We start from the raw sequence: 26,518 nt of genomic DNA on the forward strand, positions 1-26,518 counted from the left end.
GCCGTGATGGAAGTCGCCGGATACTGAAGCAAACAGTCGCGCCGCGATTGAGCGGATGTGCTGAGTCAGCGTCCTCAGGTCACCCGGCCTTTTCGCTGTCTGGAAGGATCGACCGCCGCGGCTCTTGATGTTTGCAGAAGACTGGCGAAGGCCGCCTTGTCGATAGGGCGACTCATGTAATAACCCTGGACTTCGTTGCATTGATCCTTGCCCAGGATGTCCAGTTGTTCCTCGGTTTCGACGCCTTCGGCGGTCACGGTCAGCCCCATCGCTTTACCCAGTCCGATGATGGCCTGCACCACCGCACGATCATTGGCGCCGGTGCTGATGGACGCGATGAAGCGTTTGTCGATCTTGATGCCATCGAACGGGTAGGCCCGCAGATAGCCAAGGGAGGAATAACCGGTGCCGAAGTCATCCATGTTCAGGCGCACGCCCAGTTCCTTGAGCGCGGTCATGGTGGTCAACGCGCCGTCCGTGTCGTTGAGCATTACGTTCTCGGTGATTTCCAGCTCCAACCGGCTGGCCGGGAAGCGAGTACCCACCAGCACTTCGCGTACATCTTCGACCACATCGCTGATCGCAAACTGCGCAGGTGACAGGTTGACCGACAGGAGAATGTCCGCCGGCCAGGTCAGTGCCGTTTCACAAGCCTCACGCAGGACCCAGCGACCCAAGGGAACAATCAGGTCTGTCTGTTCGGCCAGCGGAATGAATAAATCCGGCCCGAGCAACCCTTTGGCAGGATGCTGCCAACGCACCAGTGCCTCGACCGAGACGATTTCCTTGCCATCGACCTTGTATCGGGGTTGATAGTGCAGCACGAACTCATTGTTCGTCAGGGCCCTTCGAAGGTCGTCCTCCATCTGCCGGCGGGTCTGGATCTGATCGCTCATGTGCGCTTCGAAATAGCACCAGGTGTTCTTGCCTTCGGATTTGGCCTGGTACAGCGCAATGTCTGCGCAACGGATCAGCTCACTGGCCACGTACCCGTGACGCCGGCTCAGGGCGATTCCGACACTGGCGCCGATGTGCAACGGTTGCTGTTCGAAGTGGATGGGCTGATGCAGGCTGCCGATCAGGCGTGTGCAGAATCTGTCGATCTCCTGATGCGTGTCCATGCCGCAGAGCACAACGACGAACTCGTCACCGCCCAGACGGGCGACGATATCGTGGTCACGCGTGCATTCGCGCAGACGGCCGGCAACCTCTTGCAACACCGCATCGCCGGCAGGGTGGCCGAGGGAATCGTTGATCGGCTTGAAATTGTCCAGGTCAATCATCAACAGCGACACCGGCGGGGCGTGCTCCTTGAGCAGCAGAGCGTCGTCCAGATAGCGCGACAGTTTGTTGCGGTTGGGCAGTCCCGTCAGCGCGTCATGCAAGGACAGATGCTGGATCTGCGCATGGGCGGCGACTTCATCGGTGATGTCGCTGGCCGTGCCGCGATAGCCGACGACTGCCGCTCTTTCTACGATGGGCCTGGCCGAGAGGCGGCAGTGGCGCTGTTGTTCCTTGCGGTCACGGTAGGTGCAGCGCAGGTCGCTGGCGTTGCTCTCCTCATCGAGTTTCTTCAGCCACAGATCCAGCGGAGTGGTGTCGCAGACAAGCAAGTGCCCGATGTGCTTCCCGATCCATTGGGCCTGCGGATAGCCGGTGACTGCACTGAACCGGGTCGACAGATAGGTGATGGACAACGCTTCATCCACTTCCCAGATCCAGTCGGACGCCGCTTCGGCGACCGCCCGGAAGCGCTCCTCGCTGGCTTCCAGTGCGCGGTTGGACGCCAGCAGTGCCTGATTCGAGGCCTGCATCGCTTCAAAGCTGTTATCGACATAGCGCGAGGAACGCAACGCATGGCGAAAGAACCAGGCTGTCAGCGCCATCAACACAATCAAAGCAGAGCCGAGGGTGGGCAACAACGACCAAAGCAGATGCAGGCCCGGTCGCTCCAGATCCGCAACGAGGCTGTATCCGGTGCTGTCCAGCGGGACGCGGGGCTGGCCCGGGTCGATGCTGTCGTCCGGAGCCAGCGACAGATTGTTCAGCCCGTACCCGCTGCCGATCTTGCGCAACTTGGTGGGCGTCAGCTTGTCGACGAATACCAGCACCGAGGTCATTTGTGGTTCGCCCACCGGACGCTCATCGTTGGGAAGGATCGCCGCTGCGGTGACCAGCGCCGGCCAGTCTTCGAACAATGAATAAGTACTGACGGGCTTGGTCAGGTCGGGCTGACTCTGCACTTGCTCAACCAGACTGTTCGCCGAAAGCTGAAGGAACTGGGGCATTTGCGCATCGAGCATTTGCCCGCGAACGACGGCGTATTTGGTGCGTTCCCGATCCAGCACGAACAGACCGTCATAGCCGTCGCTGGTAAACAGGGTCTTGCCCATGTTCTGCTCGGTGTACGCCCAGTTCGTGTCGACCGTACCGCTCAAACGTTCATACGCTGTCGTCCAATAGGCGTAACTGGTGATGTAGTTCTTGGATGCGGTAATCCGGTTTTCCAGCGCCCGGGCCGAATAGAACCGCACGTCGTTGACGTCATCCTCATCCAGTTGAGTAGCAATGCCGAGCAACGCAGCGGTCGCCGCCATCACTCCGGCAATGAACAGCGCGCCCACTGCAATGGCCAGGCGCCGGGTAACAGAGCCTTGCAGGGTGGGTAACGACGTCGCACGGCTGGAGATGTCCATTTGCTCGTCCTTGATCCGGTACTTCTTCAATCTAGAACATCTTCAGCTTCGAGATGTTCAGAAGTTCGCCAAAGGTGTCTGACCACTCAGGCCCCGTTGCGCAAAAGCACAAGACTTCACGCTCAAAAGCCGGATAATGGCGGCCAATTTGTTTAGCCCGCTATTCTGGTAACCCGCATGGAAATCAAGGTCAATTTTCTCGACAACCTCCGACTCGAAGCCAAGTTCGATGACTTCACGGTGGTGGCCGACCAACCGATCCGTTACAAGGGCGATGGCTCTGCACCGGGTCCGTTCGACTATTTCCTGGCGTCGTCGGCCTTGTGCGCGGCTTACTTCGTAAAGTTGTACTGCAGCACCCGCAATATCCCGACCGAAAACATTCGTCTGTCGCAGAACAACATTGTCGATCCGGAAAACCGCTACAACCAGATCTTCAAGATCCAGGTCGAGCTGCCGGCGGACATCTCCGAGAAGGATCGCCAGGGCATCCTGCGCTCCATCGACCGTTGCACGGTGAAGAAGGTGGTGCAGGCCGGGCCGGAGTTCGTGATCGAGGAAGTCGAGAACCTCGACGCGGATGCCCAGGCGCTACTGATGCCGGCTTCCACGTCCGGCGCGGGCACCTGCATTGCCGGCAAGGACCTGCCGCTGGAACAGACCATCGCCAACATGTCGGGGATTCTGGCCGACCTGGGCATGAAGATCGAAATCGCTTCGTGGCGCAACATCGTGCCCAACGTCTGGTCGCTGCACATCCGCGATGCGCAGTCGCCGATGTGCTTCACCAACGGCAAGGGCGCCACCAAAGAGGGCGCGCTGGCCTCGGCGCTGGGCGAGTTCATCGAGCGGCTGAACTGCAACTTCTTCTATAACGATCAGTTCTGGGGCGAAGACATCGCCAATGCCGAGTTCGTGCATTACCCGGACGAGCGCTGGTTCAAGCCCGGCGCCAAAGACGAGTTGCCTGCGGAAATCCTCGACGAATATTGCCTGGGCATTTACAACCGCGACGGCGAACTGCGCGGCTCGCACCTGTACGACACCAACTCCGGCAACACCCAGCGCGGCATCTGCTCGCTGCCGTTCGTGCGCCAGTCGGACAACGAGGTGGTGTACTTCCCGTCCAACCTGATCGAAAACCTGTTTCTCAGCAACGGCATGAGCGCCGGCAACACCCTGGCTGAAGCCCAGGTACAGTGCCTGTCGGAGATCTTCGAGCGGGCGGTCAAACGCGAAATCCTCGAAGGCGAAATGGCCCTGCCGGACGTGCCGCAAGAGGTACTGGCGAAGTACCCGGGCATCCTCGCGGGGATCAAGGCGCTGGAAGAGCAGGGCTTCCCGGTGCTGGTCAAGGACGCGTCCCTGGGCGGTGAATTCCCGGTGATGTGCGTGACGCTGATGAACCCGCGCACCGGCGGCGTGTTCGCCTCGTTCGGCGCGCACCCGAGCTTCGAAGTGGCGCTGGAACGCAGCCTTACCGAGTTGCTGCAGGGCCGCAGCTTCGAAGGCCTCAACGATCTGCCGCAGCCGACCTTCTCGGGCCAGGCCGTGACCGAGCCGAACAACTTCGTCGAGCACTTCATCGATTCCAGCGGCGTGGTGTCGTGGCGTTTCTTCAGCGCCAAGGCCGACTTCGAATTCGTCGAGTGGGATTTCTCCGGCAACGGCGAAAACTCCAACGCCGAAGAAGCCGCGACGCTGTTCGGCATCCTCGAAGACATGGGCAAGGAAGTCTACATGGCGGTCTACGAGCACATCGGCGCCAAGGCTTGCCGCATTCTGGTACCGGACTATTCGGAGATCTATCCGGTAGAAGACCTGATCTGGGACAACACCAACAAAGCGCTGCAATTCCGTGCCGACATCCTCAACCTGCACAACCTGAGCAAAGTCGGTCTGCGCAACCTCGCCAAAGGCCTGGAACACAGCGAACTGGACGATTACACCGACATCACCACGCTGATCGGCATCGAGTTCGACGACAACACCCCATGGGGCAAGTTGACCATCCTCGAACTGCGCCTGCAGATCTACCTCGCCTTGCAGAAGTACGAGCAGGCCAAGGATCTGGTCGAAGCCTTCCTGCAATACAACGACAACACCGTCGAGCGCGGCTTGTTCTATCAAGCGGTCAACGTGGTGCTGGAAATGGAGCTGGACGAAGATCTGGAGCTGGAAGACTACGAAGCCAACTTCCGCCGCATGTTTGGCGACGAACGCATGGATGCGGCGATCGGTTCGGTCAACGGCAGCGTGCGCTTCTACGGTCTGACGCCGACCAGCATGAAGCTGGAAGGGCTGGATCGGCACCTGCGTCTGATCGAGAGCTACAAGAAACTGCACGCAGCGCGGGCCAACTTCGCGGGTTGATTCGTTTGGCGGCACCCACAAAAAAAGCACCTTCGGGTGCTTTTTTTGTGGTCGGCAAATGTTGGTGTCAGAGTGCGGCTTTCACCTGCAATCCAAACACCAATGCATTGTCGATGTCCTTCCCGGAAAACGCGCCCGGCTCGATGATGTACTGCATATTCGGGCGCAGCGTCAGCCAAGGCGTGGCCTGATAGCCGTAACCGAGTTCGATCAATTGCTCGGCGCTGTCCAGGTTTGGAAACGCTGCGCCATTGTCCAGCGCGGCGTCTTGCTGCACATCGCGGCTGCGCGGGTTCGGTACTGCGCGGCCGTAGCCGAGGGCAACGGTGTCGCGAGGGCGGCCTTCGAACGGTTTGTACAGCACCAGGCCGGTGCCGTACCACTTGCTGAACGGCGAGGCTGCTTCGCTGGCCGCCGAGTATTGGCCGAAGGCGTGCAGGCTGCGGCCTTCGGAGGTGTCCGAGGCCCAGACGGCCTGGTCGATCAGGACGTAGTGGCCGCCGCGTCCGGACACTTCCTTGTCACTGCCGATGCGTTTAACGTCGGAGCTGTCGTAGTAATAACCGACCTTGTACTCGCCGGGCAGTTTGCCTGCCTGCTTGTAGACCAGCTCGATCGGCACCACGGTGCCGGTGGTGTGTTTCGGGCCCAGGTGCCAGGCGCGGCTGGAGTTGCCGTTACTTTCCGGGTCGACGTTAAACGCGGCCACGCGCAGTTGCCAGGCAGGGGAGAGGTCATATTTCACCCGCACACCGAGGTGGGCGTTGGGGTAGTTGGTCCAGCCGCTGCCACCGGACATGTTCAGCGGATGGCCGCAGAAACCGGCGTTCATGAAGTTGCAGAGGATGCCGCTGTCGAGGCCGCCGAGGTCGTTGCCCATGGCCATGTAGCCGAGCTTGACGTTCAGCGCCGGGGTAAACAGGCTGCGCTCGTAGCTCAGCTCGGTCAGGCGGGTGTAGAGGCCGCCGTAGTTTTCCTGGATCGGCAGACGGTTGCCGACCAGATCTTCGGAGGCACTGTTGCCGCGTCGGTCGTTGATGCTCAACTGGATCTTGCCGGCGTTGTCGACGCCGTACAGTTTGCTCAGGTCGAACTGCGCACCGAGCTTGATGTTCTGCGAATAACGCGCCGAGCGATGCAGGCCGCCGTCGGCGTTGTAGGCGGTTTCGCCGGTATAGTCGCCGGTGAACTTGATGCCATCTTCATCGAGCTGATGACGCAGGCCGCCCCAGTCGCCGGTCAGGGTGTTGCGGGTGAACACGTTCGAATCGGTATCGGCGAGGGCGGGCAGGGCAGCGCCGCAGGTGAGACCGAACAGCATGCCGGTGAAGACCCCGGCGTGGGAAAAGCGAACAGCCAATGACATTGCTGAAATCCAGAGCGAAGGACATGAAACGACGCGGCACCCGAAGGTGCCGCGCACAAGTGAAGTGAAGGAGGGCGCTGCGGTTTACGGCAGGGCGTACGCCATCACGTAGTCGCCACGGTCGGTCGATTGACGAGCGCCACCAGCGGTGATGACCACGTATTGCTTGCCGGTTTTCGGCGATACATACGTCATCGGGCCGCCCTGGCTGCCGACTGGCAGACGCGCTTTCCAGACTTCTTCACCGTTGCCGCTGTTGAACGCGCGCAGGTAGAAGTCCTGGGTGCCGGCGATGAAGATCAGGCCGCCCTGGGTCGACAGCGTGCCGCCGAGGGTTGGCAGACCGATCTTGATCGGCAGGTGCATGCGGATGCCCAGCGGGCCGGTGTCTTCAACGGTGCCGACCGGAACTTGCCAGGCGACTTTCTGGGTTTTCATGTCGATGGCGGTCAGCGTACCGAACGGCGGGGCCTGGCACGGAATGCCGGCGACCGACAGGAAGCGGTTTTTGTTCACTGCGTAAGGCGTGCCTTTCAGCGGCACGGCGCCCATACCGGTGTTCAACGCTTCGCCACCAGAGGTTGCCTTGCCTGTGTTCTGCGACGGGATCATCTGAATCCACAGACCCAGGCGCATGTCGTTGACGAAGATGAAGCCGTGCACCGGGTCAGTCGAGATGCTGCCCCAGTTCATGCCGCCCAGCGAGCCCGGGAAACTCAGGGATTTGTCAGTACCCGGCGCGGTGTACAGCCCGTCGTAGCGCATCGACTTGAAGTCGATCCGGCACAGCAACTGGTCGTACGGCGTGGCGCCCCACATGTCCGATTCGGTCAGGTGCTGGGCACCGATCTGCGGCATGCCGACCGATTTCGGCTGGGTTGGCGAGTAGGGTTCGTTCGGGATGTTCGACGCCTTGACCGGTACTTCTTTAACGTCGGTCAGTGGTTTGCCGGTGGCACGGTCGAGCACGTAAATCTGCCCGGCCTTGGTGCCGATCACCACCGCCGGCACGGTTTTACCGTCCTTGGTGAAATCGATCAGGCTTGGCTGCATCGGCAGGTCGAAGTCCCAGAGATCGTTGTGCACGGTCTGGTAGACCCACTTTTCTTCGCCGCTGTTGGCGTCCAGCGCCAGGATCGAGGCGCCGTAGGTGTGATCCAGTTTGCTGCGCTCGACACCATAGATGTCGGTGGACGAGCTGCCCATCGGCAGGAAGATCGTGTTGGTCGCCGGGTCATAGGACATCGGCGCCCAGCTGTTCGGCGTGCTGCGCACGTAGGTGCTGCCGTCTGCCGGTGCCTTTTTATCCTGCGGATTGCCCGGGTCGAATGCCCAGCGCATCGCGCCGGTCATCACGTCGAAACCACGGATCACGCCGCCCGGCATGTCGGTCTGCACGTTGTCGGCCACACGACCGCCAACCACCACGGTAGTGCCGGCCATCAGCGGCGCGGAGGACAATTGATAGTAGCTGTCCGGAACATCACCCAGACCGGCCTTCAGATCGACCTGGCCGTTGTTGCCGAAACCCTGGCAGAACTCGCCGGTGTCGGCATCGACCGCGATCAGGCGGGCGTCGATGGTGTTGGTCAGCAGACGGCGTGTGCAGTTGGCGGCGGGTGCGACCGGGGTCTCGGTAACCGGCGAACTGGCCGGTTTGGCGACGGCGGCGCTGGCGTCGAAATACGCCATGCCACGGCAACGCTGCCAGACTTTGGATTGAGCGTTGATCGCGTTTTTCCAGAGTTCTTTGCCGGTGTCGGCATCCAGCGCGATCAGGTTGTTGTGCGGGGTGCAGATGAAGACTTTGTTGCCGATCTGCAGCGGAGTCAGTTGGTCTTCGGCGCCGTTGCCATCGCTCTCGGCGATGTCGCCGGTGTGGTAGGTCCACGCGACTTTCAACTTGTCGACGTTGCTGCGATTGATCTGGTCCAGCGCGGCGAAGCGGCTGCCGCCCTCGGTATTACCGTAGTGCGCCCAGTCTTTCTGCGCCTTTTCCGGCTCGACCGGCGTCAGGCCCGGGCCAGTACCGGTAGGGGCGACGGTCGGGTGCGCGACGAACATGTTGCCGGCAGCTACCGCCAATCCAACCGCCAGAACAGCGGCAACACCGTAGGCACCACGGCCCGCAACGTCGCCATTGGCGCGTTTAAGCAGTGGATAGACCAGTGCGACCACCAGGCCCACGGCGCTGAACATGAACAGACGCGAGAACACCGGCCAGAACACCAGCCCTGCGTCGATGACTGCCCAGATCGCCGTCCCCAGCAGGAACGCCGCGAACAGCCAGGCGCCGGCGGGCTTGCGGCGTGCAATCAGCAGACCGGAAATGGCCATCGCCAGACCACCCACCAGGAAGTACCAGGAGCCTCCCAGGCTGACCAATTTCACACCGCCAGCGGCCAGTGCCAGGCCGAGCAGGGCGATGATCACGCCCAGCCCGACCAGAATGAATGTTGATATGCCCGAGAGGCGTTGACTCTGCTTCACGTTGAATGTCCCGTTGAAATGAGGAGGGCATTATATAGTTAGGTAACTACCTAGTTAAATCACTAAATCAGAATGAAAGGGGTTTTGGCGCTAAATGGTGCGACGAATCGACGCTGGCCTTGTCATCGCGGATCCTCAGCGACTATTGGAACGGTGGAAAAGTCTTCTATTTGCCAGAAGATATGGAATTTATGACAGGTTGATCAGGCTTGTTGGTTCCCGCCGGACAGAATCGGCGGGAACGGTATTGGCTGCGGGCGAGGTGAGGGCTTAGCTAACCATCACCTCATCCAGTGCCTGCTCAAGGGTGCTGACCGTACGCTCGATGTTGTGCAGCTTTTCGAGTCCGAACAGACCGATACGGAAAGTCTGGAAGTCAGCCGGTTCGTCGCATTGCAACGGCACCCCGGCGGCGATCTGCAAACCGTGGCTGGCAAATTTCTTACCGTTTTTGATATCGGCATCATCGGTGTAGCTCACCACGACGCCTGGGGCCTGAAAACCGGCTGCGGCCACGCTTTTGAAGCCTTTGCCGGTCAACATGGCGCGCACCCGATCGCCCAGAGCCTGTTGTTCGTCGCGGACCTTTTCGAAACCGTAGGCTTGCGTCTCTTTCATTACATCGTTGAACCGCGCGAGGGAATCGCTGGGCATGGTCGCATGGTAGGCATGCCCGCCCTGTTCGTAGGCCTGCATGATCTGCAGCCACTTTTTCAGGTCGCAGGCGAAGCTGGTGCTTTGCGTCTGCTCGATGCGCTCAAGGGCCAGAGCACTGAACATCACCAAGGCGCAGCACGGGGAGGCGCTCCAGCCTTTTTGCGGTGCGCTGATCAGCAGGTCGACGGCGCACTTGTGCATATCAACCCAAAGCGTGCCGGAAGCGATGCAGTCCAGCACGAACAGCCCACCCACCGCATGCACGGCGTCGCCGACGGCCCGCAGGTACTCGTCGGGCAGGATAATTCCTGATGAGGTTTCAACGTGGGGGGCGAAGACAATCTGCGGCCTCGAAGCCGCAATGGCTGCCAGCACTTCGTCCAGAGGGGGCGGGGCGTAGGCAGCCTGGCGACCCGTTTCGACCGGTCGGGCTTTCAGCACCGTAGCAGCCGCCGGGATGTTGCCCGTCTCAAGGATCTGGCTCCAGCGATAACTGAACCAGCCGTTGCGTATCACCAGGCATTGCTGGCCGGTGGCGAACTGGCGTGCCACCGCTTCCATGCCGAATGTGCCGCTGCCCGGAACCACCGCAACCGCCTCGGCGTTGTAGACCTGTTTCAGGGTCTGGGAAATGTTCCTCATCACTGCTTGAAAGGACTGCGACATGTGATTGAGCGAGCGGTCGGTGTAAACCACTGAGTACTCGATAAGCCCTTCAGGATCGATTCCGGGATATAGCTTTGACATGGGGTGGCTCCTTATGTGATTCCCTGGCAGTCAAAAGGTCTGGCGAACATTATTGGGAAGCAAGTCTAGGCAAAGGGCAGGGATGAGCTGATTGAATTACAGAAATGAAGATAGAGTGGTCACCAATGCCTCAATCGTTGTGTGAAAAATGAATCGTCCGCTGTTTATTTCTCTGGATGGGCCAAAAGGAACCGGCAAAACCACATTATTGGAAGCCGTCACGGCAGTACTGAGGGCCGACAACAAGAAAGTCATCCGGCTTTGCGAGAGAAAAAGCGATCCTTACCGGGGCGCCACCATGGCCCTCGTTAACGAACTTGCCAGAAATCCCTCCCGGGACCTGGAGTGGGCTGTGTGTCAGCGCTTTGCTGAGAGCCGCAGTTGGATCTCCCGGCACGTGCTGACTGAACAACCGCTGGACAGCATTATCCTGATCGATCGCTGGTATCCGTCTGACGCCGCGTTTCGCCATACCGTCTCGTTTGCAGAGATTCTCCAGTTGAATATCGAGCAAAACGTGCAGGTGCCAGACCTGCATGTCGGAGTCGTCACCACGCCGGATATTTCATGGGCCAGGGCAACGGCACGATCCAGAGGACTGGGCGGTACTGTGATTCAAAAGCACGCTGAGCATGTCGCGTGTACGGAGATGTTTGAGCAAGCGGCTGCGGATCACGGCTGGGTTTTGTGCCGTAATGAAGGAACGATCGAAGGCGCTACGATGCAGGTGGTTTCTGAGATCTATGAATTGTTTAGCTGATTGGCGAGGTGGGTCACCGAGGTTTCGGTAGGGATTGGTAAAGTTCCGCTCAGACACATCATTTAACATAATATACATTACACGTAACAAAGTATTACGAAGTCAGCCCGGTTGCGCACACCATTTCAATCTCTAGCATCGCTCTCAAATGGCCTGATCCTTGATGCCCGCTTATCGCTCTATTTGAAATGTGCTGCTCTCAATCCTCGTCACGCGTCAGCTTTTCAATCAGCGCTCGATGCTGTGGATACTGCGCTGTGAGTTTCTGCCGATTCCCCATTTCCATATCCGCGAAATCAAATCCTGGTGAAACCGCTTCGCTGATCAAGCCAAATCCGTTCTCGCCATTCAGCAATCTGGACGCTTTCCAGATTCCGCCCGGTACGTGCAATTGCAGTTGTTGTCCGGCCAGAACGTCGCTGCCCATCACCAGCGTTTGCAGTGAACCGTCGGCATGAATCAGGCTGTATTCAATGGCATCGCCCAGATGGAAATAATGCAGGATGTCGGAATGATTGAAATGGAACTGACCCACTGGCGATTCTTCTGTCAGCAAGTAGTAAATCGACGTCATCAGATAACGCGGCCCGCCGGTGGTTTCGAGCATATCCCGGTGGTCTGCCTGATAGGTTCTGCGAAAGAATCCGCCTTCGACGTGAGGTTCAAGGTCAAGTGATGCGATCAGGTTTGACGCTGTAATCAGGCGTGGATTCATGACCTGCTCCATCGTTTTCAATACGTTCTGTAATAACTCGACTAAACGGTCATTTAGTTTAGTTATAATATAATGCTGGCTCGCAAGTAGGTCTGAAGTGCCCAGTCCAGTAGAACTGTGCCGTGCATTGGGCCAAAAAGCTCCAATGTCAGAGTCGCTCTTGCTCTGATGACGAAATCTCTCCGCAGCTGCCTGGAGTATTTCTTCCCAGCCCTCCTCCAATATCTTTCGTCACGCAACCTGGGTGTTGCCATGGATTGCTGAGCAATGCTCATGGATTCATTCTCAAAACGCCAGTTATCAGCAGCAACACAGTGTCATAGGCTTCCATGATGCACAGTCCGGCAAAATTGCTTCTTCAAGCCGCGCAAATGGAGACGTTGATGAATTCTAGAAATCCCACCGCCCCCGGAGCTGGAATAGAACTATCCCGTCGAGAAATGCTGATTGGTACCGCAGGTACTGCAGTCACAGCCGTTTTAGCGAAAGTCGATGATGCCCGAGCGACATCCAACACCAAAACAGCAGCGCAGAGCCCGCCAGGAAATCATGTGACGTTCACCCTCAATGGGCGGCGAGTTGCACTAGAGGTCGACAACCGCACCACACTCCTGGACGCACTTCGAGAAAGGCTGCATTTAACCGGCAGCAAAAAAGGCTGTGACCATGGCCAGTGCGGCGCATGTACGGTGATCGTCGAAGGCCGACGAATAAACTCATGCCTCACGCTTGCAGTGATGCACGAGGGTGAAAGCATCACCACCATTGAAGGGCTAGGTACCCCGAACAACCTGCACCCTCTTCAATCGGCTTTCATCAAGCACGACGGCTATCAATGCGGTTACTGCACGCCCGGGCAAATTTGCTCGGCCGTCGCGATGCTAGACGAGATAAAGGCCGGCATACCCAGCCATGTCAGTAGCGACTTGATCGCCAGCAGCACCGTCACAGCCGCTGAAATCCGCGAACGCATGAGTGGAAATATCTGCCGTTGCGGTGCGTACTCCAACATCGTCGATGCCATTCAAGAGATAGCCGGGGGTGAGGCGTGAAATCCTTTACGTACGAGCGTGTCACCTCTTTACAGCAAGCGATGAACGCCGCTGCCCAAAATCCAGGTGCGCGGTTCATCGCTGGCGGCACTAATTTGCTCGATTTGATGAAACTGGAGATAGAAACTCCCCAGCACCTGATAGATGTAAACGGGCTGTCGCTCGATAAAATCACCCCGACCGAGGACGGCGGGCTAAGGATCGGCGCCATGGTGCGTAACACTGACTTGGCTGCTGCGCCTCAGGTGCGTCGAGACTACGCCGTACTATCCAAGGCACTGCTCGCGGGAGCGTCAGGGCAATTGCGTAACAAAGCCACAACGGCAGGCAATCTGTTGCAACGCACCCGGTGCGCCTACTTTTACGATACCAATCAACCTTGCAACAAGCGGCGTCCGGGTGCCGGTTGCCCTGCATTAGGTGGAGCCAGTCGGCAACAAGCAATCATCGGGGTCAGCGATGCCTGCATTGCCAGCCACCCCAGTGATATGGCTGTGGCGATGCGAGCATTGGGCGCAAGGGTAGAAACACTTAACTCGGGTGGCCAGGTCAGAACGATTGATCTCGCCGACCTTTACAGCGCACCGGGTGCCACCCCACATATCGAGAACATCCTGAACGCCGGCGAACTGATCACTGCCGTAACGCTGCCTAAGCCTTTAGGGGGCGAGCATATCTATTACAAGGTTCGTGACCGCACCTCTTACGCGTTTGCACTGGTTTCTGTCGCGGCGATCGTGCTGCCAGACCGCACCGGGCAACTCGCTCTGGGAGGCGTGGCGTACAAGCCTTGGCGAAGTGAAGAGGCCGAAGCTTATCTGCCTGACGGCGCGAACGCCGTTGCCACTCATTTGCTGGCTGGCGCTAATCCTACCGCGCAAAACGCCTTCAAGATCAAACTTGCGGAGCGGACGATTGGCCTTGCTCTCTCCACTGCATCTTCCTAAGCAACATCACCGGTATTGCACGGCTGCTGTCGATTGACCAGGAGTAAGCCTCATGAAGTTTGATACGCCTGCGAGCACCAACCCTATTGATCAAATGAAGGTGATTGGTCAACCCAAGGATCGCCTTGAAGGCAAATTGAAAACAACAGGCACGGCGACCTATGCCTACGAACAACAAGCCGCTGTCAGCCCCCCGGCTTACGGCTATGTCGTAGGTTCAGCAATCGCCAAGGGCCGGATCTCCTCTATTGATTCGAGCGAAGCACGCCAAGCCAGCGGCGTTATCGCAATCGTCACCCATGAGAATGCGGGCCAACTGGACAGGGGTGAGTTTTACGTTGATCGCGCACTTGCCGGCCCAAAGATCGACCACTATCACCAGGCCGTAGCAATTGTCGTCGCACAGACGTTTGAACAAGCAAGAGCCGCTTCGACTCTGCTTCGGGTCTACTACGTAAGAGAGCCTGGCACCTACGACCTCGCCGCACAGAAAGCTTCAGCCAAGACACCCGCGCCGGGTGCGTTCGGCCCTCCTCCGCACACGGTAATCGGGGATTTCGAAGGCGCGTTCAAGCAGGCAGCGGTCACACTCGATGGTCATTACACCACCCCGGATCACGCCCACGCGATGATGGAGCCTCACGCCACCATCGCTCAGTGGCAGGGTGACAAACTGACGCTATGGACATCCATTCAGCAGATGAACTGGGGAGTCAGAGACCTGGCAAAAACCTTGGGTATATCCAAAGACAACATTCACCTGATCTCGCCCTACATCGGCGGTGGTTTTGGGGGTAAAGGCACGATTCTCTGCGACGCCGTATTGGCGTCTCTTGCCGCGAGGGCGGCCGGCCGGCCAGTGAAAGTCGCACTCCCCCGCCCGCTCATGTTCAACAACCTGACCCATAGACCCGCGACGATTCAAAGAATCCGGCTCGGTGCAAACCCGGACGGCAGACTCACTGCCATCGGTCACGAGAGCTGGTCGGGCAATCTGCGCGGTGGTCGCACTGAAGCCGCCACTGCATCGACCCGAACCTTGTATGCGGGCGCGAACCGTATGACCCGTTTGTATCTTGCCGAACTTGACCTTGCCGAAGGTAGCGCTATGCGCGCGCCTGGTGAAGCACCAGGCATGATGGCACTGGAAATTGCCATGGATGAGCTGGCTGAGAAGCTAGGAATGGATCCGCTGAAGTTTCGCGTCATAAACGATACCCAGGTAGACCCGGAGCAGCCGGATCGCCGGTTCTCTCAGCGCCAGTTAGTCGAATGCCTGAATACGGGAGCCGATCATTTCGGCTGGGCTCGACGTAATCCCCTTCCAGCTAAAGAACTGCATGACGGTTGGTGGACAGGATTGGGGATGGCGTCCGCGATTCGGGGCGCACCCACGACGAAGTCAGCTGCTCGCGTGCGGCTTGATCGCAAAGGCTTGGTCACCGTCGAAACCGACATGACCGATATTGGCACCGGCACTTACACAATCATTGCTCAAACGGCGGCAGAAATGATGGGCGTGGACATGGAGAAAGTGAACGTCTATCTGGGCGACTCACGGTTCCCGGAATCATCGGGTTCAGGCGGCCAATGGGGCGCAGCCTCATCCACGGCGGGCGTCTATGCTGCTTGTATGCAACTTAGAGAAGCCGTCGCAACCAAGTTGGGCCTCGATCCGAAAAAAACCGAATTTATCGATGGTCACGTCCGTGAAGGATCGAAAAACCTACCATTGGCACAAGCGACAAAAGACGGCGACTTGCAGGCCGAAGACGTCATGGAGTTTGGCGACTTGGCTAAGCAGTATGCCCAACAAACCTTTGGCGCTCACTTCGTGGAGGTTGGTGTAAACGCGGCCACCGGCGAAATTCGCATCCGTCGCCAGTTGGCAGTGTGCGCTGCAGGCAGAATACTTAATCCCAAAACAGCACGCAGTCAGATCATCGGGGGGATGACCATGGGCGCAGGTGCAGCGCTTATGGAGGAAATGATTGTGGATCACCGCTTGGGCTATTTTGTTAATCACGATCTGGCTGGCTACGAAGTGCCGGTGCATGCCGACATCCCCCACCAGGAGGTAATTTTCCTGGATGAAGTTGACGCCTATGCGACTCCGCTGAAGGCTAAAGGCGTAGGCGAACTCGGTATTTCAGGAGCGGCAGCGGCGATTGCCAACGCTGTTTATAACGCGACCGGCATAAGGGTTCGTGATTACCCCATTACACTCGACAAGTTGATTGACCATTTGCCCGCTGTGGGCTGACCTTACCGCTTTTTGCTTCGGAGTCATCAATGCAACTGAGCCGCACGAACCTGGCAGATATCGTTTATTTTCTTGCCATCGCTCGGCATCAAAGCTTCAGAAAGGCGGGGCTGGACGTGGGCATTAGCGCGTCTGCGCTGAGCCATGCCATTAAAGGTCTGGAGACACGGCTTGGCGTTCGACTGCTCAATCGCACCACCCGAAGCGTGACACTCACGGCGGCCGGCGAGGAGCTGCAAAGCCTCATCAGCACTCCCGTAAATGATATCGGGCAGGCGCTGGAGACACTGAACCGGCTACGCGATGAACCAGCCGGGCGTATCCGCCTGAACGTCCTGAGCGACGGGGCAAAACTGCTGCTCGGCCCCGTTCTCCCGGTTTTCATAGACCGCTATCCGGACATCGAGGTTGACCTCACCGTGACCAACCGAATGGTCGATGTCATCGGCGATGGCCATGATGCAGGGATTCGTTTCGGTGGCACGGTACCCGAAGACATGATCGCTCAAAGACTCTCTCCCGATGTGGCATGGGCCGTCGTTGGAGCGCCTGCTTACCTTGAGCGATTCGGTACCCCGCTACATCCGGAAGAGCTGTACCAACATCGGTGTTTACGCGTGCGTCTGGGGAATGCACGCATCTACCACTGGCAATTCTCGAAGGGGGATCAACAGATGGAGATAGACGCGCCGGGCGCCATTACTATCGATGAGACCCGGGTCGGTGTAGCGATGGCAATGCGCGGCGCCGGCTTGATGTATGTGCCTGCGAAGGTCGTCGAACGACAGATCGCGGAAGGCTCCCTGCGGCGAGTCCTTGAGGACTGGACTCACCATGACCCCGGTTTTCACATCTATTACTCAAGCTTCAGACAGGTTCCCGTAGGCATTCGCCTGCTGATTGACCTTATCCGCGAGCTGGAACCCATGGGGCCACTCCCCTAGCGATTTCAGCTCGCCTGCCGCTTCGTGAAGACATCGCTAAATACCGGCACGGCTGAGAAGGCGTTAGGCCAGCCAGCATAGAACGCCAGATGTGAAAGCAACTCGGAAGCCTCGGTCTGCGTCAGGCCATTGTCCATCGCACGATTGAGGTGGTAACTGATCTGCGCAACTTGACCGTTTGCCACTAACGTCGTAACAGTAATCAAACTACGGTCTCTGGGCGCAAGGCCCGGCCGCAGCCACAGGTCATTGAATAACGCACTGGTGGTGAACTTCACTAACCCAGGCGAAACTGGCCCAACAGATTTGTCGACAGCCGCGACGCGTGCGTCTTCGGCAGCCTGATCGATAGGCAGCAGTACGGGCGACACCGGCGCCAGTTGGTCGGAGGCTATGCCGTGCTTGCTAAACACCTCTTTTGCGATCGGCGCTGCTCCAGCGGCGTTACCCCAACCTGAATAAAACGCGAGATGGTTGATCGCTTCGGATAGCTCCAAAGGCGTCACTCCATTCTTCAATGCAAGATCCAAGTGAGCGGCCAACTCGGCTGTCTGACCTCTTGCAATCAGGACGGCTACCGTCGCCAGGCTGCGGTCGCGGGCAGACAACTCCGAGCGCTTCCAAACCTCACCAAGAAGAAGGTTGTCCGCGTTGTGAGCCATTATCGGAGATGTGGCGCGTATATCGGCTGAAGCAGGCATGTTAGAAGTTTCCTTGATCGGCACCCCCTGAGGGGTGGCGCATGCAGACAAACACATCGCTAATGTTGCTGCTGCAAATGTGCGAATAATCATAATGAAGCGCCGTACTGGGCTTCGGTGACAGGCTCAAGCCACTCAACATTTTTGCCGTCAAGCGCCTCTTGAATGGCCATGTGAGTTACGCCGGTCGTGCTCGTCGCACCGTGCCAATGTTTGACGCCTGGAGGAGTCCAAATTACGTCTCCAGGCCTGATAACCTGTTTATCAACGCCCTCTTGTTGAACCCATCCGGTACCCGTCGTGACTACCAGCATTTGTCCCAACGGGTGGGTGTGCCACATCGATCGTGCCCCTGGTTCAAAGGTCACATACCCTGCCGAGACATTCGACGGCGCTGGTACGGTGAAGAGAGGGTCAATGCGTGCATGACCGACGAAATTTTTGGGGGCTCCGATTACTGATGCCCGCTCTCCATTTCTCACGATAGTCATGGATTGTGCAGATAGGGCCTCAGCAGCACAGGCATTAAATGCGATGGTGGCCAATAGGGCGACTGTTGGCATGGCTGCTCTCAGGCGCATCGGTAGCTCCTTGCTGAATGAGTAGAGTTGCGACCAACTTAATGGATGTCTCTACGTGCAACTACCGGCTGTTGGGTTTATGAACCGATGAGCAAAGCTCAGCAATACCCCAGTGCCACCTCAACAATTCTGCTCCGTTAGCATGTTGCCGATTCATGAGCACAGCTCAGTGGTACGTCCTGATCGGCCATATTTTTCTCCGGCAGCCATTGCATTAGGCTGAACGTCCAACTAAAGCACCTGAGTGAGAGCTCCAATTTTTCTCCATGAATCAACTGGACTTAACTTCCCAAAAGCCCGAGCAACTGGAATCAAAAAAGTCGGATACACACCAGGATCACGGTCTGAGTATCTTGCTGATTCTGAGCCTGTTGATGGCGTTCGCCTCTATCTCCACCGACTTATACCTCCCAGCCATGCCGGAAATGGCAAAGGCACTAAACGTAAGTGGCGGTACTCTGCAGTTTACCGTCACGGGCTACCTCATCGGGTTCAGCACGGGACAGCTATTCTGGGGGCCAATCAGTGATCGCTTCGGCCGAAAACTACCCGTTGCTATCGGGCTGATACTTTTCATCATTGGCTCGGCAGGTTGCGCACTGGCCACGGATGGCAGCCATATTATTTTCTGGCGCGTCGTGCAAGCGCTGGGGGCGTGCGCGAATGTCGTGCTGGCGCGTGCGATGGTGCGAGACCTTTATAAAGGCCGTAAAGCGGCCCAAAAGATGTCCACGCTCATGACCATCATGGCCATAGCCCCGCTCGCGGGGCCGACAGTGGGTGGGCAAATTTTACGGTTCGGCTCATGGCAAGCCATTTTCTGGAGCCTGGTGTTCATCGCCGTGGTGACGTTGATCAGCCTCTACAAGCTGCCGGAAACCCTGCCACATAAGCAACGCAGCCCTGCCTCGCTCAAGCAAATTGTCAAACGGTATGGCAGTTTCTTTCGTGACAGTCGCTTCTTGGGCTACACAGCAGCCGGCGCATTTTTTTACGCGGGAACATTCGCTTACATCGCCGCCTCACCCTTTGCGTACATCACGTATTACCACGTTTCACCGCAATTTTACGGCCTGCTATTTGCAGCAGGGATTATCGGCATGATGGTCACCGCCCAAATAAACGCGAGGCTCCTGAAGCGCTACGACACAGAAACGATGATGCTGGTAGGGGCATCATTGTCAGCCTGCGCCGGCTTGATACTGGTGGTTAATACCTGGGCAAATTGGGGTGGGCTGCCGTTGATGATCTTCGCTTGCCTGCTCTTCGTTGCAGCGACAGGGATGGTGTTGGCCAACTCGGTAGCGGGTGCCCTGAATTGCTTTCCAGACGCCAGTGGTTCCGCATCTGCATTGATTGGTGCATTGCAATACGGCTGTGCCATGCTCGGATCAGCAGCAGTGGCGTTTTTTGCCAATGGCACGCCTCTACCGCTGGGCACTGTACTGGCAGTCTGCGGTGCAGGTTGTTTACTTTGCGCATTCTGGGTTTCAAGAACCTGAACTTGGCGCTTTGACTAAGCTGATTATCAAACCCTCCCTGACTGGATAGTAACTCCGCATTGAAGAAGAACTGCCCCGGAGGGCAGTTCATAGGCTGGGTTCAATCACGCGTATTCATAAGCTCGAACATAGCGTCTCCCATTTGACGCGTTTTTACCGAAACACCCACTAGAACCTCATCTTTACCTGCTGTGAGCTGGGCAAAGGTTTCACTGACGAAATCATCGGCTGACATCATCATATGGCTGGCTGCGCCGGCACTGCGAGTACCGCCACCGAGCCCGGTATCGACCAATGGCGGAGCAATTTCAATGACGCGGATGTTAGAAGACTTCAGTTGGTGCCTCAGGCTTAGCGTAAAAGAGTGAATAGCCGCCTTGGTTGCGCAGTACACCGGTACGTCAGCCATAGGCGAGTACGCCAGACCCGAGCTGATGTTGAGAATGTAAGCCTTGTGTTGCTGTTTGAGACCTGGCAGCAGCTCTGCAATCAGATGGATAGGCGCCGTGAAGTTAACGGCGACTTCTGCGTCAAGCGAATCCATATGCGGGTCGCTGTTAAAGTCACGTTGGCTCTGAACACCTGCATTGTTGATAACAACGTTGAGGTATGGATGGTTGGCTTTAAGCCATTTAACCATCGCACGGCGACTGTCAACGTCGGCCACATCGCATGCATAGGTGCTTAACGTTGAAACATCATCTTTAGCCCGCTGCAACATGGCCTCATTACGGCCGCAAATGATCACCGTATTGTTTCCGGCGAAGCGTTTGGCGAGGGAGAAGCCGATGCCGGTGGCACCGCCAGTGATCAGGATTGTATTGCCATCAAGTTTCATGAGCGCTTGTCCTACTTTTAATAAGAAGGTGCGCTGCAATAGAAGAGAATCCGCAGGCACACCTTCGCAACCGGCATGCCGGGCAAGGTGTCGCGGATACCCTTTCGGGAGGAGTTGGCGTTCCGGGGAACGATGACCGGGCTACCATCCGGCCTGCACTCTTTCGACCCACAATTTTTACCAAGCTTTTGTGCGGATCACAACCCGTGTCGCTAGATACTACTAATAAATATCATTGCGAAATAACGATCGAACTCGGCTGGAGGTTGCTCATCTGGCTGAGATGCTAACCGTTCGGATCGCTGCAATGCTGGTCATTACAGCCATTGCAATCGTCGGAGCGATGAATCTGGTCAACTAATTCAATCGGATTCAGAGAAATCCATAGAAGCCACCTGTTGTTGGGCAGGTGGCTTTCTTTCTGGATACAAAGCGAACTTTCTGCGCTGTCCATGCACGTCTCCGTTGAATCGTTCTAACTATTGCTCACAAACGTAAAAATCCAACATTGAAAGCTTAAATTCGCTAAATGCACTCTTCACTCGCCCCTCTACAGAAATTGTAGCGTTCGCCCAAAATTGGACGCTGAGCGCCACGTAATTGACTGAGACCTGCCACGCAGGCAGAATGCGATTCATTATCAATTATGTATTTTGCGGGATGCCGATGCGCAGCGACGAAACACTAGGTACTGCAGATCTAGGGCTGCTCTATCGCACCCATCATTCGTGGTTACAAGGCTGGCTGATCCGACGCATTGGATGTCGCGATAACGCAGCAGATCTGGCGCAAGACACTTTCGTGCGTCTGCTCAAATCCCGTCAATCCAGCCCCTTGCGCGAACCCCGTGCCTATCTGAGCAGCATCGCCCGCGGACTGATGATTGATCAGTATCGTCGTCGCGAACTTGAGCGTGCCTATCTGGAAAGCGTCGCGTTGCTGCCTCAACACGAGGTTCCCTCGGAAGAAAGCCGGCTGATGATTCTTGATGCGCTCGAGCGCATAGACCGCATGCTCGAAAAGCTTAAACCGAGAGTTCGCCAGGCGTTTTTATTGGCACGGCTCGACGGTCTGACCTGCGCGCAAATAGCCGAAAAGCTGGATGTCTCCCGCGCGACGGTGGAGCGCGACCTGGCCACGGCCCTGCAACACTGCTATCGCTTGCGTTATGTCGAGGCGTGAGTCCCAGGCGCTGGATCCGGCCATTGTCGAGCAGGCGATCCAATGGCTGGTACGCCTTCGTTTCGATCAAGCCGATGAACAAACACAGCACACTTTTGAGCACTGGCTGGCGCAGCGTCCAGAGCATGCGTTGGCATGGCAGCGCGTGGAAACGTTGGGGGACGAATTCGCAGGTGTGCCAGCTCAATTAGCCCGACAAACCCTGAATGGCACCCAACATGGAATGCGACGGCGGGAAAGCCTGAAGCTACTGGGCATATTGGCTACCGTTGGCACTGCAGCCTGGCTCGGCCGCGACTACACGCCCGTGCCGGCCATGCTTGCGCAGCAGCGCAGTAGCACCGGCGAGCAACGACGCTTCCAGCTCGATGACGGCAGCCTTGTCCAGCTCAATAGCGATAGCGCCGTCGACAGCGATTTTGACGAGCAGCGGCGCCTGCTCATCTTGCGCCGGGGGGAAATCATCGTGAATGTCGGCGCGGATCAACATTCGCCTCAGGCACGACCGTTCTGGGTGCAGACACGCGACGGGGTCATGCGCGCCCAGAGTCGTCGCTTTCTGGCACGCGAACGTGACGATGGCACGCTGGTCGCGGCGCAGGAAGGATCTGTCACGGTGTTCCCCGGCTCCAGTCAAATGCCTGGTAGCCGCAATGTCCAGGCAGGCAATCAATTGCTGTTCACATCAAGCGGCGCCCGGGCGTTCACGGACAACGGCCTTGATCTATGGAGCTGGGGTGACGGGGTGATCAGTGCGCGCAATATGCGCCTCAGTGATTTCATCGTGGAGTTGTCGCGTTATCGCCCAGGGGTACTGCGCTGCGCCGAAGAGGTCGCTGATCGTCGCGTTTCGGGCACATTCCAGCTCGCCGACAACGATCAAGTCCTGGCATTGATCGCGCAGTCACTGCGATTGCACGTTGATTATCGAACCCGTTATTGGGTGACCGTTACCGCAGCCACCTGAGTCCATCAGAGCCTTGCGTCACCTGAAAAACAATGAGGTGGTTTCTCATTCTCGTTCGACCTCTTAGGAAGGCCGGAATACAGGCCAGTCTGTCGATGTCCCTTCTTGGAGCGAGAAAATGAGTTCGTCCCCGGTTTCACAGCGCCATCCACTCAATCGTGCCTTACAGGGTGCGATGTTGAGTTTGATCGTGAGCAGCTACGCATTGCCGTCGCTGGCGCAAACGTCGAGTGTTGACCACAGCAACCCAGTCAAACAGTGGAACATCGCTGGCGGCCCACTGGCGCCGGCGCTTGACCAATTTGCGCGAGAGGCTGGCATCAGTCTTTCCTTCGACGCGTCAAGCGTAGCGAACCGCACCACGGCTGGCGTAAATGGCACGCTCGAAACATCGGCAGCCCTGTCATCGTTGTTGCAAGGAAGCGAATTGCAGATCGAACAGCAAGGCCCGAATGCCTACCTGCTGGTTCCTCAGGCAAAGCCCGCCGGCCCGCTGGAACTCGACGCAACGGCCGTCGAGGACTACCGCCTTGCACCCCTCATCATCAATGCCAAGGTCAGGGTCAGTGCCGACGACGACGCCAACTCGGTGGTCGCCAAGGAACTCTGGGTTGGCGGCAAGGTGGCAACCAGTATTCTCAACACACCGGCATCGGTGTCGGTTGTTACCAACAAGGAAATGCAGCAACGCAGCGTCAGTACCACGGAAGAGGCACTGCAATACACACCGGGCGTGGTCAGTGATTTCTATGGTACGGATGACCGCAACGACTATTTCCAGATCCGCGGCTTCCAGGCCACCACCTACCGTGATGGCTTGACCCTGAGTTCGATGCGCGGTGTACGCGAAGATCCATTCGCCTATGAACGTATCGAGATTCTGCGTGGCGCCAACTCCACACTGTTTGGCCCGGCCGACCCGGGTGGCTCGGTGAACTTCGTGACCAAACAGCCGCGCTTCGAGCAGTTCGGCCAGGGCTATGTGACCTACGGCTCCTTTGACCATGTCGAGACTGGTATCGATGTGGGCGATGCTCTGAACGACGAAAAAACCCTGGCTGGCCGCTTCACTGCCAAAGGCCAAAACAGCGACCGCGAGTACGACCACTCGCAGGACGACAACCGCTTGGTGATGGGTGGCCTCACCTGGGCACCGACAGATTACACGTCGGCCACCATGATTCTGGACTATCTGAAAACCGACAGTTCGCCCAACAGTGGCGGATATCCGCTGGACAAGGAATACGACCGCAGCAAGTTTTATGGTGAGCCCAGCTACAACTTTCACAATGTCGAGCGCACCAGCCTCAGCGGCAACATCACCCATGACTTCGACAACGGCTTTGTACTGCGCAGCAACCTGCGTTACAGCAAGTTGACCGATGATTTTGGCTACGTGTACCTCAGCGACAGTGCCGCACGTGTTGGGACTACGGTTGACCGCTTTCTCTTTGGAACTGACACCGAAGCCGACCAGTTCAACGGCAATCTGATGCTGCAATACGATGCCCGCTTCGAGAACATCGACAGCAGCAGCCTGGTGGGCGTGGAGTACCTCGATTCGACCACCAAGGAAAGCTCGGTCTACGCCCCGACCACCTCAATTGACATTGCAAACCCCGTATTTACCGGCGTTTCCCGCTCGATTGCGCCGTATGCCGTCAACAAACGGGACGCGACCACCAAGGCCGTATTTCTTCAGCAGAACCTGTCGTTCTACGAGCGTTTCATCGTCACCGGTGGTGTGCGCAACGACTCCATGGATCTGACCAGCAAAGGCTTACAGTCCAGTGAGAAAGACAACTTCTCCGAAACCTCCTATCGCGGTGCGCTGACTTACATCGTCAACGATGAAGTGTCCACCTACGTGAGCATGGTGGAGTCCGTCTCGCCACCGCAGGTAGGCGTAACCCCGCAGACGGGCCGACAGTACGAAGTGGGCGTGAAGTATGCGCCGATGGGGATGGACGCCCTGTTCTCCGCAGCCGTTTATGACCTGACCCAGGAAAACGTCACCATCGCCGTGGTGCTCCCGAGCGGCATCATTGAGCAGCAGACAGTGGGCGAATCGCGGGCGCGTGGCCTCGACCTTGAGGCCAAAGCGCAGGTGACACAGAACCTCAGCCTGATCGGCGGCTATTCCTACATGGAGTCCGAGGTCCTGCGCGGTTCGTTGTACGACGGCAGCTCCCTCAAGGGTAATGAGTTCACCACGGCACCCAAGCATTCCGCTTCGCTTTGGAGCTACTACGACGTGCCCGGCACTGACGTAAGCCTGGGTTTGGGTGCGCGCTACGTCGGCGCGTATTACTTCGATGCAGCCAACACCGGCAAGAGCGATGGCACCACGCTGTTCGACGCCGCCTTCAACTACAAGATCGCCAAGGGCACCGACCTTGCGGTGAACGTCAGCAACCTGCTGGATGAGCAACACGTGGTCGGCTCCGGCACGGCGAACTTCTATAACCCGGGCCGCGAGATTACCGCCAAAGTGAGTTACAACTGGTAAGCCGGTGTGTAAGCCTTTTCCCATATAGGAGGCGGTACCCGCTTTGCCGCGGGCACCGTCAACTTGGCCACCAGTAGGCGAAGAAAAAATCAAGGTGTTCGATCTTCTCTATTCTCGTTCGTGGGTAACGTCCACCAAGGGAATGGGCTCAATCGCCCAAGCGCGAACATGACGACGTTCGGGGCCGGGAACCGCGCACGCCATACGCCCCGTAAACGTGCGCGCAAGACGCTCTTCATCGATACGCCAGCCGCGCTGCTCCAGTGCCAGCACGCCTCTGCGAAAGGCAATCTGCAGTGCATCGGATTTCAATGAAACCTCTTGCTGAAACGAGTCCGGCACGCGCTCGGGCCGCACGTTTTTCAGCACAGCGTGATCTTGTTCGAAGATTCGGATATTGCTGGCAACGAACCGGCGATCCAGCAGTCGGGAGCGCAGGAATGTTCTGCCCATCATCCACCAGGTTCGCGTGCGATTGGCGTCAATCGGAACATGCGCCGAGACGATGTAGATCCTCCATCCATTCGGCAATTCAAGCTCCAGCGTTGTACACGGGCCAGACCAATGAAACCCCGGCACAGTGACCACACTGACAAACTCGGTGGACGATTTGCGCCGCAACAGCCCTTTGCGCGCAGGCCTGCGCATAAGCATTTGTGCGCTGCCGCTCCACATATCGCTTTCGACTTCAAACGATTCAATCTCGGGGTGATCCGGATCGCCGAAGGTTGAGCCATGAACAAACGGCGCATGCGCAAAATCAAGACCGTTTTCAATAATCCGGTCCCAACTGGCCTCCCAGTCAAAATGGCCCGATACCACCTGCACGGCAGGATCGTCGATCCAGTCAAGTGCGGGTAGCGGCGGACGCTCAGGCTCAGGCAGGTCTCCTAGAAATGCCCAGATCCAGCCGTAACGCTCCAGCGTCGGATAAGCGTCAACGCGGGCCTTGGCCGGAATTCGCAGGTCCGGCTGCGCAGGTATATGCGTGCAAACCCCATCCGCCCCAAATCGCCAGCCGTGATAGGGGCATTGCACACTGTTGCCCACCCTTCTGCCGCCCGACAACGATCCGCCGCGATGCACGCAAACATCCGAAAGCACGTGAGCGACGCCAGCGTCATCACGGAACGCAACAAAAGGCTGTCCGAGCAAACGAACCGGCATCAGTCCGTCAGTCAGCTGCGACGATGGAAGAACGACGTACCAGAGGTTGGTGAGCATGAGT

At 57.7% G+C, this 26,518-nt stretch carries 19 protein-coding genes; 10 read left to right on the forward strand and 9 right to left on the reverse strand.

Features of this window, described 5'->3' with window-relative positions:
• Positions 1-74: 74 nt before the first annotated feature.
• On the reverse strand, positions 75-2,696 hold the full coding sequence (locus ABTV87_RS14705) for a bifunctional diguanylate cyclase/phosphodiesterase (RefSeq protein WP_258711729.1): 2,622 nt from the start codon (positions 2,694-2,696) through the stop codon (positions 75-77).
• A gap of 177 nt (positions 2,697-2,873) precedes the next feature.
• Here ABTV87_RS14705 and ABTV87_RS14710 point away from each other — a divergent pair, with 177 nt between their 5' ends.
• Positions 2,874-5,069, forward strand: coding sequence for an OsmC domain/YcaO domain-containing protein (locus tag ABTV87_RS14710; protein WP_221533281.1), 2,196 nt, complete (start codon positions 2,874-2,876; stop codon positions 5,067-5,069).
• A gap of 67 nt (positions 5,070-5,136) precedes the next feature.
• Here the strand turns inward: ABTV87_RS14710 and ABTV87_RS14715 are convergent, their stop codons facing one another.
• From ABTV87_RS14715 to ABTV87_RS14725, 3 genes are all read right to left on the reverse strand, one after another.
• Positions 5,137-6,435: a carbohydrate porin gene (locus ABTV87_RS14715; protein ID WP_221533280.1), complete on the reverse strand. Its 1,299-nt coding sequence runs from the start codon at positions 6,433-6,435 to the stop codon at positions 5,137-5,139.
• Between the two features lie 84 nt (positions 6,436-6,519).
• The gene (locus tag ABTV87_RS14720) at positions 6,520-8,925 is read right to left on the reverse strand and encodes a glucose/quinate/shikimate family membrane-bound PQQ-dependent dehydrogenase (protein WP_433897801.1); all 2,406 of its coding nucleotides are present in this window, start codon (positions 8,923-8,925) and stop codon (positions 6,520-6,522) included.
• 270 nt (positions 8,926-9,195) lie between these two features.
• Positions 9,196-10,329: an aminotransferase class V-fold PLP-dependent enzyme gene (locus ABTV87_RS14725; protein WP_433897802.1), complete on the reverse strand. Its 1,134-nt coding sequence runs from the start codon at positions 10,327-10,329 to the stop codon at positions 9,196-9,198.
• 148 nt (positions 10,330-10,477) lie between these two features.
• Between ABTV87_RS14725 and ABTV87_RS14730 the strand changes: the two genes are divergently transcribed.
• Positions 10,478-11,089 (forward strand): dTMP kinase, encoded by a 612-nt coding sequence (locus ABTV87_RS14730; protein ID WP_085603664.1) that lies wholly within the window; start codon positions 10,478-10,480, stop codon positions 11,087-11,089.
• Positions 11,090-11,288: 199 nt separating this feature from the next.
• Here the strand turns inward: ABTV87_RS14730 and ABTV87_RS14735 are convergent, their stop codons facing one another.
• Positions 11,289-11,804: a cupin domain-containing protein gene (locus tag ABTV87_RS14735; protein WP_085603662.1), complete on the reverse strand. Its 516-nt coding sequence runs from the start codon at positions 11,802-11,804 to the stop codon at positions 11,289-11,291.
• Positions 11,805-12,187: 383 nt separating this feature from the next.
• Here ABTV87_RS14735 and paoA point away from each other — a divergent pair, with 383 nt between their 5' ends.
• From paoA to ABTV87_RS14755, 4 genes are read left to right on the forward strand one after another with little or no spacing between them, the layout of a single operon-like run.
• On the forward strand, positions 12,188-12,856 hold the full coding sequence (gene paoA / locus ABTV87_RS14740; protein WP_139834461.1) for an aldehyde dehydrogenase iron-sulfur subunit PaoA: 669 nt from the start codon (positions 12,188-12,190) through the stop codon (positions 12,854-12,856).
• Positions 12,853-13,803, forward strand: coding sequence for an FAD binding domain-containing protein (locus ABTV87_RS14745; RefSeq protein WP_433897803.1), 951 nt, complete (start codon positions 12,853-12,855; stop codon positions 13,801-13,803). Before paoA ends, ABTV87_RS14745 begins: the two co-directional genes overlap by 4 nt.
• A 52-nt stretch (positions 13,804-13,855) precedes the next feature.
• Positions 13,856-16,066 (forward strand): aldehyde oxidoreductase molybdenum-binding subunit PaoC, encoded by a 2,211-nt coding sequence (paoC, locus tag ABTV87_RS14750; RefSeq protein WP_085603656.1) that lies wholly within the window; start codon positions 13,856-13,858, stop codon positions 16,064-16,066.
• A gap of 29 nt (positions 16,067-16,095) precedes the next feature.
• Complete coding sequence (locus tag ABTV87_RS14755; RefSeq protein ID WP_085603653.1) at positions 16,096-17,010, forward strand: LysR family transcriptional regulator; 915 nt, start codon at positions 16,096-16,098, stop codon at positions 17,008-17,010.
• Positions 17,011-17,015: 5 nt separating this feature from the next.
• Here ABTV87_RS14755 and ABTV87_RS14760 read toward each other — a convergent pair whose 3' ends face one another.
• Both ABTV87_RS14760 and ABTV87_RS14765 read right to left on the reverse strand, forming a co-directional pair.
• A complete protein-coding gene (locus ABTV87_RS14760; RefSeq protein WP_139834460.1) occupies positions 17,016-17,804 on the reverse strand; it encodes a carboxymuconolactone decarboxylase family protein in 789 nt (262 codons plus the stop codon).
• Positions 17,801-18,292 (reverse strand): (R)-mandelonitrile lyase, encoded by a 492-nt coding sequence (locus ABTV87_RS14765; protein WP_085603648.1) that lies wholly within the window; start codon positions 18,290-18,292, stop codon positions 17,801-17,803. Before ABTV87_RS14765 ends, ABTV87_RS14760 begins: the two co-directional genes overlap by 4 nt.
• Positions 18,293-18,558: 266 nt before the next feature.
• On the opposite strand from ABTV87_RS14765, the gene ABTV87_RS14770 reads away from it, so the two are divergent.
• Positions 18,559-19,794 carry a Bcr/CflA family multidrug efflux MFS transporter gene (locus ABTV87_RS14770; protein ID WP_085603645.1) on the forward strand — a complete coding sequence of 412 codons (1,236 nt, stop codon included), beginning with the start codon at positions 18,559-18,561 and terminating at the stop codon, positions 19,792-19,794.
• Between the two features lie 100 nt (positions 19,795-19,894).
• Here the strand turns inward: ABTV87_RS14770 and ABTV87_RS14775 are convergent, their stop codons facing one another.
• A complete protein-coding gene (locus tag ABTV87_RS14775; RefSeq protein WP_085603642.1) occupies positions 19,895-20,632 on the reverse strand; it encodes an SDR family oxidoreductase in 738 nt (245 codons plus the stop codon).
• Positions 20,633-21,298: 666 nt separating this feature from the next.
• Here ABTV87_RS14775 and ABTV87_RS14780 point away from each other — a divergent pair.
• The 3 genes from ABTV87_RS14780 (at position 21,299) to ABTV87_RS14790 (ending at position 25,290) form a co-directional block, all read left to right on the forward strand.
• Positions 21,299-21,814 (forward strand): sigma-70 family RNA polymerase sigma factor, encoded by a 516-nt coding sequence (locus ABTV87_RS14780; protein ID WP_085603639.1) that lies wholly within the window; start codon positions 21,299-21,301, stop codon positions 21,812-21,814.
• Positions 21,801-22,781 carry a FecR domain-containing protein gene (locus tag ABTV87_RS14785; protein ID WP_127798186.1) on the forward strand — a complete coding sequence of 327 codons (981 nt, stop codon included), beginning with the start codon at positions 21,801-21,803 and terminating at the stop codon, positions 22,779-22,781. Before ABTV87_RS14780 ends, ABTV87_RS14785 begins: the two co-directional genes overlap by 14 nt.
• Before the next feature lie 118 nt (positions 22,782-22,899).
• A complete protein-coding gene (locus tag ABTV87_RS14790) occupies positions 22,900-25,290 on the forward strand; it encodes a TonB-dependent siderophore receptor (protein WP_433897804.1) in 2,391 nt (796 codons plus the stop codon).
• A gap of 108 nt (positions 25,291-25,398) precedes the next feature.
• On the opposite strand, the gene ABTV87_RS14795 is transcribed toward ABTV87_RS14790, so the two are convergent.
• A complete protein-coding gene (locus ABTV87_RS14795) occupies positions 25,399-26,514 on the reverse strand; it encodes an aromatic ring-hydroxylating oxygenase subunit alpha (protein ID WP_221533249.1) in 1,116 nt (371 codons plus the stop codon).
• Positions 26,515-26,518 lie beyond the last annotated feature (4 nt).

Source organism: Pseudomonas sp. PSE1(2024) (genome assembly GCF_050990555.1).
GTDB classification, from domain to species: domain Bacteria; phylum Pseudomonadota; class Gammaproteobacteria; order Pseudomonadales; family Pseudomonadaceae; genus Aquipseudomonas; species Aquipseudomonas aphyarum.

Coding starts and splice junctions, on each gene's coding strand:
- ABTV87_RS14710 (WP_221533281.1), top strand. CDS start 2,874: ATGGAAATCAAGGTCAATTTTCTCGACAACCTCCGACTCGAAGCCAAG.
- paoA (WP_139834461.1), top strand. CDS start 12,188: ATGAATTCTAGAAATCCCACCGCCCCCGGAGCTGGAATAGAACTATCC.
- ABTV87_RS14735 (WP_085603662.1), bottom strand. CDS start 11,804: ATGAATCCACGCCTGATTACAGCGTCAAACCTGATCGCATCACTTGAC.
- ABTV87_RS14725 (WP_433897802.1), bottom strand. CDS start 10,329: ATGTCAAAGCTATATCCCGGAATCGATCCTGAAGGGCTTATCGAGTAC.
- paoC (WP_085603656.1), top strand. CDS start 13,856: ATGAAGTTTGATACGCCTGCGAGCACCAACCCTATTGATCAAATGAAG.
- ABTV87_RS14755 (WP_085603653.1), top strand. CDS start 16,096: ATGCAACTGAGCCGCACGAACCTGGCAGATATCGTTTATTTTCTTGCC.
- ABTV87_RS14760 (WP_139834460.1), bottom strand. CDS start 17,804: ATGATTATTCGCACATTTGCAGCAGCAACATTAGCGATGTGTTTGTCT.
- ABTV87_RS14790 (WP_433897804.1), top strand. CDS start 22,900: ATGAGTTCGTCCCCGGTTTCACAGCGCCATCCACTCAATCGTGCCTTA.
- ABTV87_RS14715 (WP_221533280.1), bottom strand. CDS start 6,435: ATGTCATTGGCTGTTCGCTTTTCCCACGCCGGGGTCTTCACCGGCATG.
- ABTV87_RS14775 (WP_085603642.1), bottom strand. CDS start 20,632: ATGAAACTTGATGGCAATACAATCCTGATCACTGGCGGTGCCACCGGC.
- ABTV87_RS14730 (WP_085603664.1), top strand. CDS start 10,478: ATGAATCGTCCGCTGTTTATTTCTCTGGATGGGCCAAAAGGAACCGGC.
- ABTV87_RS14765 (WP_085603648.1), bottom strand. CDS start 18,292: ATGCGCCTGAGAGCAGCCATGCCAACAGTCGCCCTATTGGCCACCATC.
- ABTV87_RS14780 (WP_085603639.1), top strand. CDS start 21,299: ATGCGCAGCGACGAAACACTAGGTACTGCAGATCTAGGGCTGCTCTAT.
- ABTV87_RS14705 (WP_258711729.1), bottom strand. CDS start 2,696: ATGGACATCTCCAGCCGTGCGACGTCGTTACCCACCCTGCAAGGCTCT.
- ABTV87_RS14770 (WP_085603645.1), top strand. CDS start 18,559: ATGAATCAACTGGACTTAACTTCCCAAAAGCCCGAGCAACTGGAATCA.
- ABTV87_RS14785 (WP_127798186.1), top strand. CDS start 21,801: ATGTCGAGGCGTGAGTCCCAGGCGCTGGATCCGGCCATTGTCGAGCAG.
- ABTV87_RS14795 (WP_221533249.1), bottom strand. CDS start 26,514: ATGCTCACCAACCTCTGGTACGTCGTTCTTCCATCGTCGCAGCTGACT.